Below are 15,787 nucleotides of genomic sequence, written 5' to 3'. Positions count from 1 at the left end.
CAACTATTTGAGCAGTTGATTTCGGTATCTGGAGTGGGGGCCAACACGGCTCGGGTCTTGTTGTCGGCTATGTCGGCCAAAGAGATTCGGGGGGCAATTATTGCTGAAAACGTGGCGGTATTGAAGTCGGCCAAGGGCATTGGCCCAAAGTCGGCGAAGCGGATCATTTTGGAGTTAAAAGACAAATTGCTCAAAGAAAGTGGTGCGGTAAGCGAGGCCATTGCGGCTTCTATTCAGGGTCAAACGGTGGGGGAGAACCCTATTCGTTCGGAGGCATTGGATGCGCTTTTGGCCTTGGGCTTTAATAAAATAAAGGCCCAAAAAGTGTTGAACAAAATTCTCAAAACGGAGCCAGAGATGCAAGATGTGGGGCAACTCATCAAATTGGCATTGGCTCAAATGACATAAAAACTAGTATTATTCGATAGCAATTTTACCCAATTTTTAGATAGGAAGGAAGGGGACTTTTATGTGCTGCCCAAAATATTATGCATATTTTTTTGGGGCCTCCGCAACAAAGTTGCGGCGGTTACTCGCTTTGGTCGTCGAACTGCGGCCTGACGGCCTTGTTGTCGTTTCGGGGCTCGCAGGTCTGCTCGGCCCTGCGCCGCCTTTGGCGGCTGGGTCTGCGGCTGCGCCGCCCCCCTCCACATCGCTAGGCCAGCTCTTCTCTTGGGTAAAAAACGGGCAAAATGCTTTGGTACTAGACGGTTTGTCTCCTTCGTTACTATCTTCCCTCTATCTCCTTTATACTGGCTTTTTGGCCAGCAGAATCAATAGACGCTATCCTTATGAATGCGAAAACTGCAGCTTTGCAGCTACTGCTGTTCTTTCTTTGTGTATCGCAAACAATGGGGGCCAATGGACCTCATTTTTATGGGCCAACATTATCGGCTGGTCCAGATTGGCCTTTAGGGCCAGATATTCCGAACTATCCGGCAGCGGATAGTTTGCCACCGATTAGCGAGCGCTTTGGCGACTTTGTCCGTGATCGGAGCAACAACCCCTTTGACCTTAAAGATCCTAAGGCCATCGATAAGAAAGTGACCTATGATCCTCGTTCGGGTCTTTATGTCTTGACCGAAACGATCAATGGCAGCAATTATCGTCCGCCTGTATATATGACTTTAGAAGAATACCTAGAGTGGCGGGCCAAAGAAGAGGACCAAGATTATTTTCAGGACCTCTACCTGATGGATCGTCAGCAGGCGGGAGATGACCCTATTGAGCCCTATAAAGAGCGAATTAAAAACAGCTTGGTAGATCGTTTGTTTTGCGGCAGCAACTTTGATGTGCGTCCACAGGGAAATATTGACTTAACTTTTGGGGCTGATTTTCAGCGCATTGCCAACCCTATTTTGACTGAGCGGCAGCAACGTCAGGGCGGCTTTGACTTTGATATGAACATGCAGCTCAATGTGGTGGGGAAAATTGGGGAGAAGCTACAGCTCTCTTTTAATTATAACACCCAAGCCACCTTTGACTTTGACCGGCAGATTAAGGTACAATACCTCACCGATACGCCTTGTTCGGAGGATGATATTGTGCGTAAAATTGATGCGGGTAATGTAAGTTTCCCTTTGCGGACCTCTTTGATTCAGGGGCGGCAAAACCTCTTTGGTTTTATGACCGAATTGCAGTTTGGTCGTTTGACGGTTTCTATGGTGGCATCTCAGAGCCAGACGCAGCGCAAGGAAATCTCTATTCAGGGAGGGGCGCAGCAGCAAACTTTTGAGGTGACGGCAGATAATTATGATGAGAATCGTCATTTTTTCCTTTCTCATTATAACCGCAACAGCTATGAGGGGAACATGCAAAACCTGCCACAAATCAATAGCTTGTTCAACATCACAAAAATGGAAGTTTGGGTAACCAACGACCGAAATGTGACCGAGGGCGTTCGAGATATTGTGGCTTATGCCGACCTAGGGGAAACCGATGCAGATGTAATGCTCAATGCCAACCGCTTGAATGGGGCAACAGAGCAGGGCCGAGATCTTTATGGCCGTCGCTTGCCCGATAACTACGCCAACAGCCTTTATGATGAGCTCTTGAACAGTGAGCGGGCAAGGGGCTTGCAAACGGCAGTTTCTGAATTGCAGACGGGCTTCAATATGACTGATGCCAAGGACTTTTCTAAAATTAGAGCTCGTAAACTATCGGCTACAGAGTATAGTTTTCATCCACAATTGGGTTTTCTCTCTTTAAATGTATCGGTAAAGCCCACGGATGTGATTGCGGTGGCTTATCAGTATACCTATAATGGAAAGACCTATCAGGTGGGGGAATTTGCTCAGGATTTGCCTATTGATGCGGATACTTTGAACGTGATGCACCTCAAATTGCTCAAGGGCGTACGGACCCGAGTGGACCTACCGATTTGGGATTTGATGATGAAGAATATTTATTCATTGGGGGCCTATCAGGTCAATAGTGAAGACTTTCAATTGGATGTATTTTATCAGGATCCTGGAGGAGGGGAGAAGCGCTTTATTCCAGAAGGGCCAGTATCTTCTATTCCCTTATTGCGTCTTTTGAACCTAGACAATCTCAACCGGCAGGGCGACCCTATGCCTGATGGTCAATTTGACTATGTGTCGGGATTGACCATTTTGCCACAGAATGGCCGGGTAATCTTCCCGGTCCTAGAGCCCTTTGGTAGTTCTTTGGAGCGGGCCTTTTTATCGGATCCAGATGACCCCAGCAGCTTGAGCAACTTGGCGCAGCGCTATGTATATCCGCAGCTCTATGACTCTACGGTTACTCGGGCCAGAGAATTTCCGGAGTTCAATCGTTTTATCATTCGGGGAAGCTATAAGTCCTCGGTATCATCAGAGATTTCTTTAGGGGGATTCAATATTCCTAGAGGGTCGGTTGTGGTTTCTGCTGGTGGAGCGGTTTTAACCGAGGGCAGCGACTACTCGATTGATTATAATCTGGGCCGAATTAAAATCTTGAATGAGGCCTATTTGAACTCTGGGCAGCCAATTCGGGTAGCCTTTGAGGATAACTCGACCTTTGGATTTAATCGACAGTCTTTCTTTGGGACTCGTTTTGACTACTTTATCAATAAGAACTTTAACATTGGTGGGACCTTCTTGCATTTGTCGGAGCGGCCCTTTACCCAAAAAGTAAATTATGGCGATGACCCTATTGCCAATAGTATTTATGGTTTTGATGTGCAGTATAGTAGCGAATTGCCCTGGTTGACCAAGGCGGTAGATTTTCTACCTTTGATTTCGACCAAAGAAGCTTCTTCTATTACCTTTAGTGGAGAATTTGCGCATTTACTGCCGGGCTCTCCCTCTGTAATTGATCAAGCCGACGATGATGGCGGAGTAGTCTTTTTGGATGACTTTGAGGGGGCGGCGAGCAACTTCAACCTTACCATTCCTAGTCTGAATTGGCAGTTGGCCTCTACGCCGCGTGGAGAAGGCAATGACCTTTTCCCTGAAGCCAACCTAATTGATAGTCTGCCTTACAATAAGAATCGGGCAAGAATCGCTTGGTACCAACTAGATCCCGACCTCATTAGCAATCCGCCAGATAATGTGACGGCAGATGAGGCCAAAAGTGTTTATGTCCGACAGTTCCGTCAGGATGAAATCTTTAGAAACTTTACCGTATCCGCTATTCAAAGTACGCTTTTGCGGACCTTTGACTTGGCTTATTACCCCAAAGAAAGAGGCCCCTATAACTTTGATGCTCAATTTGATACTCTTGAGGCCGATAAGCACTGGGGTGGGGTGATGCGTAGTTTGCAAAACAACGACTTTGAGGCTAGTAATATTGAGTTTGTAGAAGTTTGGGTAATGAGTCCCTTTAAGGAAGGTTATGGCGGAAATGGAGGAGAGCTCTACATTGAATTGGGAGATGTCTCTGAGGATATTCTTCGAGATTCTCGTCTGTTCTTTGAAAATGGCCTCCCCGCTGATAGCAGCTCTTCTATTCGGACCGATGAGACCAACTGGTCTAGAGTACCCCGTACTCAAGCTATTACGAATGCTTTTGATAATGACCCCGATATCCGTGACAAGCAAGATGTGGGCTTAGATGGCTATGATAACCCTAATGAAGTCATTAAGTATGCAGACTATCTAGATTCTTTGGCCGCTATTTATGGGACCAACAGCGCTATTTATCAAGACGCCCTCAATGACCCCGCAGGCGATGACTTTCTCTATTTTAGAGATGAGTTTTATGATAACAATACAGCTCCCAATGGAGAACATCCTATCCTTTGGCGCTATAAGCGATTTAACAACCCCCAAGGGAATTCTACCCCTGATGGAAACAACACTTCTTTTACCTCAACCTCTACCAATATTCCCAATACCGAGGATATCAACCAAGATAATACCTTGAATGAGGAGGAGTCTTACTTCCAATACCGCATTCCGGTAGACCGCGTAAATGGTAGTGATGAAATGGCCTTTACCCAATATACCTTTGACTCTGTTGGGGTAGATTATGAAGGACCCAATGGTACCGAAACCGTTTATTGGTATCAGTTGAAAATTCCAATTGACCAATATACCAAAAAGGTAGGCGGGATCAGCGATTTCCGCTCTATCCGCTTTATTAGAATGTATATGACGGGCTTTGAGGAAAAAACAGTCATGCGTTTTGCCCGTCTGGACCTCATCCGCAACCAATGGCGCCGCTATATTCGGGCACTCCGTGAGCCTGGCGTATACTTGCCCACCGAAAATGACAATGAAACCGCCTTTGATGTGAATGCGGTCAACTTTGAGGAAAACAGCCAAAGAACACCCTATCCTTATGTTTTGCCTCCCGGTGTAGAGCGAGAACAGGCAATTGGATCTTTGGCCAATACCCTACAAAATGAGCAGTCGCTCTCTATGAATATCCAAAACCTAAAGGATGGAGACGCTCGGGCCATTTACAAAATTGTCAATTTCGATATGCGAGTCTATGAACGACTCAAAATGTATGTGCATGCAGAGTCTCTGCCCGATTGTGCCATAGAGAATGACCCCGGAGACCTCAAACTCTTTGTTCGCCTAGGTAGCGATTTTGAAAATAACTACTATGAGTATGAAATCCCGCTAGAAATGTCTACCGCTTTTGGCTCTGCCGATCCAGAAGATATTTGGCTGGAAAATAATGAACTCGATTTTAGTCTAGATGCACTCCGCAATCTTAAAATTCAACGAGATTTACTCAATGTTTCACTCAGCTCACTCTATACCGAAAGCGATCCCGATGCCCTGAATAATAGCGTGAAAATTATTGGTAACCCTGACCTTGGCGTTGTAAAAGGCGTTATGGTGGGTATCCGAAATACCAAAGATGATGGACTCAACCGCTGTGGAGAGGTCTGGATCAATGAGCTGCGCCTAACCGGCTTTGATGAGCGAGGCGGAACCGCCGCACTCATGCGTACCGATATCAAATTGGCCGATTTGGGCCAACTCACGCTCTCCGGGCAGTTCAAATCAATTGGTTTTGGCCAAATCGAACAACGAGTGAACCAAAGAAGCCGTGAACAACTCTTCCAGTATGATGTGGCAGGTACCTTCAACCTCGATAAATTCTTCCCGAAAAAATGGAAGCTTAAGGTGCCTTTCTATGCCCAGTACTCTCAAGAAATTCTTACCCCAGAATACGACCCCTATCAGCTAGATATTCGCCTGACGGATAAACTACGAGCAGCTACTACAGCATCGGCCCGAGATTCTATCCGCCAACAGGCCCAAAAGGTCCGAACCATCTCTAGCTTTAACTTTACTAATGTGCGTAAGGAAAGAACCGGGAAAAGACGCCTGCCAACAGATCTCTCGAACTTTAGCTTTACCTACGCCCAAAGTAATAATCATTATCGCTCTCCCATTATCGCCTCAGAAGAACATATCGAAAACCGTGGCGTGATCGATTATAATTATGCTCCAGGCCTTCGCCCCATTTATCCCTTCAAAAAACTCTTTAAGAAGAAAAATAAATGGCTGGCCCTAGTGCAGGATTTCAATTTTAACCCCCTGCCCAATAGCTTCAGTTTCCGCAATGAAATGCGCCGAAACTTTACCGAAACGACTTACCGCTTCTCTCAAGATGCCTATAGCACTTGGTACGATAAGCGCTTTAGCTGGGACCGCTCCTATAACCTCCAATGGGATTTTGCCAAATCACTCAAATTTAATTTCTCAGCCACAAATAATGGCGTAATCGACGAACCCTATGGCCGCCTAGATACAGAAGTGAAACGCGATAGCGTTTGGCAAAATATCCAAAACCTTGGGCGAAATAAGAACTATCAACACAATATGACGCTCTCTTATGCCCTGCCCCTAAATAAAATTCCAATCCTAGACTGGATTAAGGTGCGCGCACAATACCAAAGCAGTTATAACTGGAGTGTGGCTAGCCTCAATACCGACTCGCTCGGTAATGTGATCGGAAATACCCACAACCGACAACTCAACGCAGATTTCCAGTTTACTAAGCTGTACGCAAAATCAAAATACCTCAAAAAGATTGATAGCAAACGGAAAAAGAAGAAGAAAAATAACCGCCCTAAACCCAATAAAAAAGGCGGTAAAGAGGATAAGAATAAGGAGGAAAGAGAACCCTCTATGGCCGAACGCCTGCTTATCCGCCCCCTACTCCTTATCCGCCGTGGCCGAATTACTTACCAAGAGGATTATGCTACCTCTATCCCCGGCTTTATGGGCCAACATAGCATCCTCGGCCAAGATATCAATAACTTTGGCGCTAATCTGGCCCCCGGCTGGGACTTTATTACAGGGCTCAACCCTACCGGCCGAACAGCCACTACAGCCTGGCTAGATCAAGCCGCTAGCTCGGGCTGGGTAACCGAAAATATTTTCCTCAACCAACAGGTGACGCAGTCGCATAACCAAAGTATTTCGGCAAAATTTACCCTAGAACCTTTCCGCGATTTTAAAATTGATGTGGACCTCAGCAAAACACTGACGGAAAACTTCTCCGAGAATTTTAAAATGGATACCATCGGCGGAAGCTTCCAACATCTCAATCCTATGGAAATTGGCTCGGTGAATATTTCTTACCTCCCCATTTTATCCACCTTTGATAAAATCGGAACCAATGGCAGCAATTCCTCCGCTACCTTTGAGGAGTTCGAAAATAATCGAATCATTATCTCTAACCGCATCGGCGATGCCAATGGCATTACCGACCTACACGATGATACCACCAATAATGCCGGCTACCGACTCGGCTATGGCCGATACCAACAAGATGTCCTGATCCCCGCTTTCTTGGCCGCCTATTCTGGCCAAGATGCCAATACCTTTAAATTAGGCGATATCAGAGACCTCTTGCCTATGCCAAACTGGAAACTGACCTACAACGGGCTAACCAAAATCGATTTCTTCAAAAAGTATTTCTCTAGCTTTAGCCTTACTCATGGCTATCAGTCGAAATTAACGGTCAATAGCTTTGCTACCGACCTCGATTTTGAGGAAGATCCCGAGCAAAAAGATCCTAATAGCCTCAACTATTATTCTAGCTTCGAGATCCCCGATATCGTGATTACCGAACAGTTTTTACCCCTGATCGGTATCGATATGCGCCTGAAAAACGGCCTTTCTGCCCGCTTTAATTACAAAAAATCGAGAAACCTCTCTATGAGCTTTGTCGATTACCAACTCTCAGAAACCAAAACTTCTGAAATTACCGTGGGCCTAGGAATGCTCATCAAAAACTTTACGCCCGATAAGCTGAATATTTTTCGCAAGAAGGGCAAAAAGAAGGATACAAAGAAAAAGAACAATAGCTTCGACTTTGATTTTGGCAAGACAATTCCCAAAAATGAGCTGGATATTAAGTTCGACTTCTCTTTCCGAGACGACAAAACGGTTAATCACGTCCTGGACCAAAATAACTCGGTCGCTACTCGCGGAATGCAAACGATCCGAATCTCGCCTTCTATTGATTATGCCATCAATAACCGCCTGACGATCCGATTATTCTATGATTATAACCGCACAATTCCTGCGGTTTCTACCTCTTTCCCGGTCACCAACACCAAGGCCGGGGTTACGGTTCGCCTCTCTTTGGCCCAATAACCTAAGACCAAAATGACGAACGGTCAGTGGAGCTTGCTCTGCTGACCGTTTTTTTATATCCTGCTGTTTTGGGGCCTCCGCAGCAAAGCTGCGGCGGTTACTCCCTTTGGTCGTCGAACTGCGGTCTAAAGACCTTGTTGTCGCTTTGGGGCTCGCTGTTACTTGCTTCGCTGCGTCGGCTCCCGTTGGTCGGGTCGCTCGGCCCTTCGCTTTTTCGCTGCGCTCAAAAACTCGGTCTGGCCTGCGGCCACCCCGCCGCATCGCTAGGCCGATACGGTAGGTTGAAACCTACAGCAAGAGCGGTATGGCTTCGCCATGATTGGAGTTACTCATTTTTTAGCCGGATCCTAATCAATTTATTTTCTTTGGGCCCCAAGCTAAAGCTGGCCGCCTTAAAGCTGGGAGGGCCAGCCAAAATTTTGGGATCATTAGAAAAGCCATAGGGCTCTTTGGGAAGGCCCCAAAAATTAAAGTCTAGCCGACCATTGCCATTGAGGTCCTGAAAAAAGGCCAAGGCATATTGGCCCGGCGGAAATTCGCCTAAATCAATACTCAAAGGCAGCTTTTGAAGCGGAACCACGGCCTTTTTAAGGGCCAATTCTTCTTTCTGAAAGCTCTGGGCGCTATGATAAAGCGCATAATAGATTTGGCCCTCTACCTTTTTGGCCGACTCTAGCTGAATGATTAGCCCTTGGGCCGAAATTGGGCTAAAGCAGAGAAAAAAGAGGGCAAAAACAAGCAAAAAAGGAGGAAACATAAGCAGGGGATAACTAAAGTTTGAAAATAAGAGGAATCTTGATCGAGGAGGGCCGAAGCGCAGCAAAACGGCCCCATGGCCCTTGGCCAAATGGCCTAGCGATGTGCAAGGGGGGCCGAAGGCCAGACCGAGCCAGCTTGCTGGCGAAGGGCCGAGCAGACCTGCGAGCCCTGAAACGTAGCGCAGCAAGGCGAAGCCGCAGCTGAGGCCCCAAAAAACAAACAGCAGCATAGAAAAAAAGGTTAAAAATCCAATAGCAGAAAGCCGTGAAAAATGTATTACTTTTGTCTTTCAGCCGATTAGAAGCATAAACAGCAGCCTATGAAATCATTGGAAGACCTACACAATAGCTTGCCCTATCGCAAGTCAAATGACGATAATTTTGGGAATGTACTGGGCAAAATGCTGCAAGTATATGGCCTGAGCGACAAGATGCGGGAGTTTCAGATTCGGAACTACTGGGAGCAGCAAATGGGGCCAATGATTGCCGAGCATACACAATCGGTTTTTGTGAAAAGACGCAAATTATTTGTGCGAATGCGCTCTGCGCCCTTGCGTCAGGAGCTGCTTTATGGCAAGGCCAAACTCTTGGAATTGCTGAATCGGCATTTGGGAGAAGAATACTTGAAGGATGTGGTCATTTTGGCCTAAAACAGCGGAATAGTGTCGCAATTATTGCAAATTTTGGGCCCCACGGCCAGCGGAAAAACAGCATTGGGCATTGCCTTGGCCCAAGAATATGGGGCGGAGATATTTTCTTGTGATGCTCGGCAATTTTACCGAGAAATGGAGATTGGAACCGCCAAGCCAACCGCCGAAGAACTGGCGGCGGCTCCGCATCATTTTATCAATAGCTTGTCGATAGCGGACAACTATACGGTGGGGGATTATGAGCAGGATATTTTGGCCGCTTTGGCCAATTATTTTGAGCAAAAAGAGCTGGCTATACAATTGGGCGGCTCGGGATTGTTTGCTCGGGTTACGGCAGAGGGCCTAGATGAGTTTCCAGATGTGCCCGCAGCTGTTCGAGAAGAACTAGAGGCCGAATTGGCCAAAAAAGGCTTGGAAGCTTTGCAGCAAGAACTGGCTGCAAAAGACCCTCAATATTATCAAGAAGTAGATCGGCAGAACCCCAGAAGATTGGTCCGAGCCCTAGAGATTTGTCGGGCTACAGGACAAGCCTATAGTAGTTTTAGGCAGCAAAAGCGGGCCGTTCGTCCGTTTAATGTCATAAAGATCGCCTTAGATTGGCCCAGAGAACAGCTCTATGAGCGAATAGACCACAGAGTTTTGCTGATGTTAGAACAGGGCCTAGAGGCCGAGGCCAGAGAATTGTACCCAAAAAGAGGTTTATTGTCCTTAAAAACAGTAGGTTATCAGGAATGGTGGCCGTATTTTGAGGGCCAAATAGATCGGGCCGAAGTTATCCGCCTGATTCAACGCAATAGCCGCCGCTATGCCAAGCGGCAAATGAGCTGGTTGCGCAAGGAAAAAGATGTACATTGGGTAGATGCTCAATTGCCTTTAGATGAACAAGTTGAGGCCGTTTTGGGCTATTTGAAATTGCTATAATTAACGTTTAGTTGACTCCCAAAGGTTGGATATTCCTAACAATGCTCGTATTATTGCGGCCTTAAAGAGAAATTTCAGCTTTATACCAAAAATAAGTAAATGAAACAAACGATTAGTTTCCTCTTCGCCCTCTGCTGTAGCTTTCCGCTAGTAGCACAACTTACAGTTACCTTAGATAGCACACAGGATGTGAGCTGTAATGGCAATAACGATGGGGCTGTTTTTGTCACGGCAGAGTTTAATAACTGTAGCTCCACTACCGTTTTAATTAATGAGTTTTTAGTAGATGGACCTGGAACTGGCGACGGAACAGGTTGTGGCGCCAATGGCGACCCCCTCTCTGAAGAATATATTGAGCTCATCGCTCCCGCAGGTACAGATTTGAGTTGTTATGTTTTGACTGATGGCGACTGGATTTTGACCCTGCCCACAGGCAGTATCGTCCCCTCCGATGGCTTGTTTACTATTGGCCATAATAACTCGCCTTTGCATGTTGGTAACGGGACAATCTTTGACCTAGATGTTGAAGGCTGTAACTGTATCGCTGATGTAGGCACTAGAGTTTGTCAGGACCTTATTTTTACCAATGGCGGAGAGTATCTCACAATGTATAACGCCAGCGGAACCTTTATTGATGGAGTGATTTATGGCAGCCCGAGCAGCCAGAATACGCCTAGCCCAGGCGATATTATCAGCACCTCTGGTTTGACGGGTTGCGTAGGCAGTGTAACTATTCCCGCCCTCGCTAGCTATGCTACAATTGCCGTTTCTGGAGATGTCTATCAACGTAATCCTGATGGCAGCACTACTTGGGCCGCTACCAATGCTATGACGCCCAATACTTGTAATACTGGCGGAAGCGCCAACCTAAGCTTCCTTTGGTCAAATGGTGACACCACCGAAGACCTTTCTGGCCTGGCCGGAGGTACTTATACCCTAACCGTAACAGAAAGTAATGGAACTACCGCTACCGTAACCGCTACTATCAACGAACCTACCGCTATTTCTAGTAGTTTTATCTTAACCGACCCCAACTGTCCGAATAGCTTGGATGGCGCTATCGATATTAGCGTAAGCGGCGGCGCCAATGCCTATACTTTTGCTTGGTCAAATGGCGAAGTTACAGAAGATTTGAGTAATGTTTCTGCTGGTACTTATAGTGTAACTATTACTGACACTACTGGCTGCGAATTGGTCGATAGCTATCAACTCAATACGCCTTCTGGCTTTGCCGTAGCGCTCGATTCTGCCGTTTCGCCCCGCTGTAATGGCGACGCCAACGGAACAATTGATGTGACGGTAACCGGTGGCATTGCGCCAATTACTTACCTTTGGTCCAATACCGATACCACAGAAGATCTTAGCGCTTTGGCGGCTGGCACTTATGCCCTGACCGTTAGCGATGGCAATGGCTGCACAGATACTTTGTCGGCTGTTTTGCAAGATCCTGCAATTCTTTCTGCTAGCAGCAGTAGCCAAGACGAAAGCTGCGCCCTCAATGATGGCCAGATTGATCTCAGCCCCCAAGGCGGAACAACTCCCTATAGCTTCCTTTGGTCTGATGGCTCTACAACAGAAGACCTTAGCGGATTGAGCGCCGGAAGTTATACGGTAACCATCAATGATGCGAATGCCTGCCAAACCACGGCCACGGCTCAACTGGCTGCTGCCACGCCTCCCGCACTTAATCCTAGCCTAGGTTATAGCAACCAACAAGATACGGCCATGGATTTGGGCCTGACTATTCCCGCTACCACTGGCGCCAATGAAGCTGGCGTAAGCTATAGCTGGACCTATAGCCCCACAGGCGGCCTAAATCTCAGCTCCGATACCCTTAGCGATATCGAACTCAGCGGCCTGAGCGTAGGAAATTATACCATTACCGTTAGCGCTACGGCCAACAACTGTACAGTCAGCGAAACACTCACGCTAGAAATTACAGAATTGCCCGAACCCGCCTTGCCTTCGGCCTTTACGCCCAATGGCGATAATATCAACCCCAGTTTCCGCGCCCTCTACCTAGATGCCGCCTATGTGGATGAGTTCAAGATTTATAACCGCTGGGGCCAATTGGTCTATGACAATGCCGATAACCCTGTTTGGGACGGAACCATTGAGGGCAGCGAACAAGCCTGCGATGTCTATATTTATCGCATTAGCTACCAACGCCCACAAGATAGCGAGCCCGTTGTGCTCCGTGGCCAAGTAACGCTTTTGCGCTAACTTATTCGCCCAATAAAAAAGAGAGCTCCCCTTGCAGTGTTTTGCTGTGAGGGGAGTTTTTTTTGGGGCTGCCCACTCGCTTCGCTCGGGTCGGGCTGTCTCGCAGCTCGCTGTTCGCTCGGCCCTGCGCCGCCTTCGGCGGCTGGGTCTGGCCCTTCGGGCCACTGCTGTCCATCCCTCAGCCAGATTTAATCGCGCTGCTTTGGCCATAGTTTGCTATGAATTTTCTGCTAGGCCAGCTATTTTTTAAGGGCATAGCCTTCGCTATGGCTGAGAAAAATAGGGCCGACTAGCGGGAAATTGCTGCAAACTATAAAAGTGAGTGCGTTTAAATCTGGCTATAGCCTGCGGCGGCTTCGCCGCCTGCAAAACCGTTTAGAAGTGGTATTGCTTCGCAATCTTTTATTGAAAGAACAAAGCCCCAAACTTCTATTTGGGGCTTTGTTTAAAAAATTTATTTGGCAACAGGCGTTAGTTTAATTGTTTTTGTTTGGCTAGGAGGAGTTATATCTACACTTGTGGCAAAGGCAACCTCTGCCATATTAACACAATTGAAATTATCTTTTGAGGTGTTAACCTCTACGGTGATTTCCTCTTTTGTGGATTCCTTTATTTTTGCAGTTATTTCGATGTACTGTTCTGTGTAAGCGTTAGAAACCTGCCGGCTACCTGAGGTCCCTGCAGTTACAACTGTAAAAGCACTCATAGCCACATCGTTTGTTGTCTGAAAAGAATTTTTTTCTACTCTAAGTAGAAACTTAATTTTAAGGGTTTTTTCACTCTTAGAATACTCAGTAAAAAGATCCGATGCTTTTATCGTCATGTAGTTATTTCCTCCCTTAGTAACTATAGGGCTACTATTGTTTGTAATTGCATAGGAAAAAGAACCACCTTCAGTTGTTTTGCGGCTGAGACTAAATGTATATTCTATGCTGTCTGGATCCTGCTCTTTGGCTGCTACGGTTTTTAAAGCCTCTATTAACTTAGCTTTTAAAAGTCTAATAACAGATTTTCTGTCAGTTGTTGTTTTCCTAGCCTTTTTTGTATCATCATCAGACCACCAGCCAGACATATCAGGAATAATTTGAAGGATCCAGTCTGTTATCCGCTTAACACCTTCTGCAATAATATCTGTTATATTGTCTTCAATAGTATTAAATATTTCTTCGGCTTTCTCTGCAAGTAGTACTATATCGGCTACAGCTTTTTTCCAATTAAAAATCCATTGAATTTTGAAAGAATTTTTACCTAAGTCAAAGAGCGTTTCGGTTTCTTTCTTCGGCAGAGGAATAGGCTGGAAAATAGCCTCTAGCTTAGTACTATCTGCTAGAGCATGAATACCCGCTTTTTCTAAGGCCTGAACTGCAGCTTGATGCGGCTCTAAGTTGTTAAGGCCTTTGTGTATCACTAGTTCTAATAAGAAGGCCTGCCAACTGCTAGCAACCTCTGAATAACTTAGTTTTTCCCCTTCTACTAAAGTCTCCTTAAAGGTTTGCTGAAAGAGCGTCTCCAATTCTGGAAAGTCCGATATCTTCAGGTTGTTTTGGGCGTTTCGCTCCAAGGTTTTTCTAGAAAAATAGCGATACTTGTATTTGGCTAACTTATTAGAAAAAAGATCTCTATACTCCTCGCTCCATGCTTGTATGATTTTTTGAAGAGGATGATTGTGAGTGCCAAATGCCCCAGGAACTACGGCTCTTTTGAATTGGGCATCAAAAGAAAGCCAAGCTTCCGCACTTTCTTTAGGGAATTCCTTGGGAATCATAGCTAATAGTGCGGGATTATTGATTAGGCTTTCTGCTAGTTCAGCGTTTAATTCACTTAAACTAAGTGATTCAGATTTTAAGTTCTTGATATGCGTTAGTAGCAGTTGCCCCAAGAAATCATTAGGGTCTGCATTCATTCCACTCAAAAGAGACTGCAACAGTTGCATATCAACTTTTGTACCTCTGGGCTCTTCGCCAAGATAAGGAAGTAAATCTAACTGCTTTAGCCGTTTAGCTTCTACTGCTTCAAAAATTTCTCTAAGGGACTGTACTCTGTAGTTGGAGAAATCAAAGCCACAGTGAATAAATACCTTATGTTCTTCTAGGCTTCCTTCCTCCTCTAGGCGTTCCAAAGACTGAAGTAAAGAATTTTTGACTGTCGCTACTTTCACATATTTGTCTGTATAATAATCATTGGCCACTACTTGAGGAAAATAGCTAGGGGCTAAACAATCTGTAAGGCTAATGCTGTCATCCCATGTTAAATATTCCTCATCCTTCCATCTATTGATGCTATTTTTTTCCTCTTGTATCTTCAACAATAATTTTTCCTTAAGGGCCCTTACTTCTTTTTGGGTATCCTCTATCTCTTTGGCCTTCTCCTCCTCCGTCAAAAAGTCATCTTTGGCCAGGGCTTGGTCCAAAATGCTTTCTAGTTGGTTAGGGGAAAGGACATAGTTTTTAAAGTCTAGGGAGGTTTCTATCTGTTTATGGTCTGATCGGCCATCCTTGCTAGCTGCTTTTTTTTCATAGTTAGCAAAAATAGCTTCGAGTTCTTCTAAAAAGGCTATAGGTGATTTTTTGTCTGCAGCTTGTACTGTAGCATAAAGTTCGTCTTCAAGCTCTTTGATAATGGATTTCTTTTTTTTATAAGTAAAAAGGTTATGAATACCGCTTAAATCAGATTGAGGGGAGCTGGTTTTCCAAGTTGCTGCTCCTCTTACATTAGTTTTTGCTTTTTTACAAGCCTTCTGCATATCTCCACAATAGGCTTGAAATAATTTCCAAAATTTATCCTTTGGTATATCCTCCTGCTGAGCGCCTAGAAAACTGGCAATAATAGTCTCTAAGGCTATTTTTTCCTTGGCCAACTGTTTTTTATACGGCCCCAAAACTTTTTTGGCCTTTGTTAGGGCTGCTTTAAAGGATTGATATTCTGGGTCTTCAGGACTGAGCTGAGCGAGCAGTTCGCTCAGGCTTTTATACTGCAAATAGCTTTCGTTCAAAAGAGCTTGCTCTTGTTGGTAACTGTTTTTTGCCGCAATAATTTCCTTTTTGCTTTGCATTTTACTGGGATTAAGTAAACTAATAAAGAAGATAAGGATAGTGGCGAATGCTTTCATGTTATTTTGATTTTTGTTTATAGGTCACTACCCCCCAATATACAGTTTGTTTATTCC

Annotated in this window: 7 protein-coding genes; 5 read left to right on the top strand and 2 right to left on the bottom strand. The window is 45.6% G+C overall.

What is annotated here, in order from left to right; all coding sequences use genetic code 11:
• Both ruvA and sprA read left to right on the top strand, forming a co-directional pair.
• Positions 1–408: Holliday junction branch migration protein RuvA (ruvA, locus tag SAPGRDRAFT_RS05485; protein WP_002657847.1), on the top strand; the 408-nt coding region annotated here is incomplete at its 5' end.
• Between the two features lie 383 nt (positions 409–791).
• A complete protein-coding gene (gene sprA, locus SAPGRDRAFT_RS05480) occupies positions 792–8,069 on the top strand; it encodes a cell surface protein SprA (RefSeq protein WP_002657845.1) in 7,278 nt (2,425 codons plus the stop codon).
• A 325-nt stretch (positions 8,070–8,394) separates the two neighbouring features.
• Here the strand turns inward: sprA and SAPGRDRAFT_RS05475 are convergent, their stop codons facing one another.
• A complete protein-coding gene (locus tag SAPGRDRAFT_RS05475) occupies positions 8,395–8,826 on the bottom strand; it encodes a DUF2141 domain-containing protein (RefSeq protein ID WP_002657844.1) in 432 nt (143 codons plus the stop codon).
• Positions 8,827–9,147: 321 nt separating this feature from the next.
• Here SAPGRDRAFT_RS05475 and SAPGRDRAFT_RS05470 point away from each other — a divergent pair, with 321 nt between their 5' ends.
• The 3 genes from SAPGRDRAFT_RS05470 to SAPGRDRAFT_RS05460 all read left to right on the top strand — a co-directional run bounded on the left by SAPGRDRAFT_RS05470 (position 9,148) and on the right by SAPGRDRAFT_RS05460 (position 12,621).
• Positions 9,148–9,477: a DUF721 domain-containing protein gene (locus SAPGRDRAFT_RS05470; RefSeq protein WP_002657841.1), complete on the top strand. Its 330-nt coding sequence runs from the start codon at positions 9,148–9,150 to the stop codon at positions 9,475–9,477.
• 12 nt (positions 9,478–9,489) lie between these two features.
• The gene (gene miaA / locus SAPGRDRAFT_RS05465; RefSeq protein ID WP_002657839.1) at positions 9,490–10,398 is read left to right on the top strand and encodes a tRNA (adenosine(37)-N6)-dimethylallyltransferase MiaA; all 909 of its coding nucleotides are present in this window, start codon (positions 9,490–9,492) and stop codon (positions 10,396–10,398) included.
• A gap of 99 nt (positions 10,399–10,497) precedes the next feature.
• A complete protein-coding gene (locus SAPGRDRAFT_RS05460) occupies positions 10,498–12,621 on the top strand; it encodes a gliding motility-associated C-terminal domain-containing protein (RefSeq protein WP_002657837.1) in 2,124 nt (707 codons plus the stop codon).
• 454 nt (positions 12,622–13,075) lie between these two features.
• Here the strand turns inward: SAPGRDRAFT_RS05460 and SAPGRDRAFT_RS05450 are convergent, their stop codons facing one another.
• Positions 13,076–15,598, bottom strand: a complete 2,523-nt coding sequence (locus SAPGRDRAFT_RS05450) for a hypothetical protein (RefSeq protein WP_216593846.1) — start codon at positions 15,596–15,598, stop codon at positions 13,076–13,078.
• Positions 15,599–15,787: the final 189 nt, after the last annotated feature.

The sequence above is a fragment of the Saprospira grandis DSM 2844 genome (assembly GCF_000275825.1).
Lineage (GTDB): Bacteria > Bacteroidota > Bacteroidia > Chitinophagales > Saprospiraceae > Saprospira > Saprospira grandis_A.
Note: the sequence above shows the minus strand (reverse complement) of the source record. Positions and strands in the feature narration are given on the sequence as shown.

Excerpts from the sequence above, each read along its gene's own strand:
- sprA (WP_002657845.1), top strand. The coding sequence starts at position 792 with ATGAATGCGAAAACTGCAGCTTTGCAGCTACTGCTGTTCTTTCTTTGT.
- SAPGRDRAFT_RS05475 (WP_002657844.1), bottom strand. The coding sequence starts at position 8,826 with ATGTTTCCTCCTTTTTTGCTTGTTTTTGCCCTCTTTTTTCTCTGCTTT.
- SAPGRDRAFT_RS05470 (WP_002657841.1), top strand. The coding sequence starts at position 9,148 with ATGAAATCATTGGAAGACCTACACAATAGCTTGCCCTATCGCAAGTCA.
- SAPGRDRAFT_RS05460 (WP_002657837.1), top strand. The coding sequence starts at position 10,498 with ATGAAACAAACGATTAGTTTCCTCTTCGCCCTCTGCTGTAGCTTTCCG.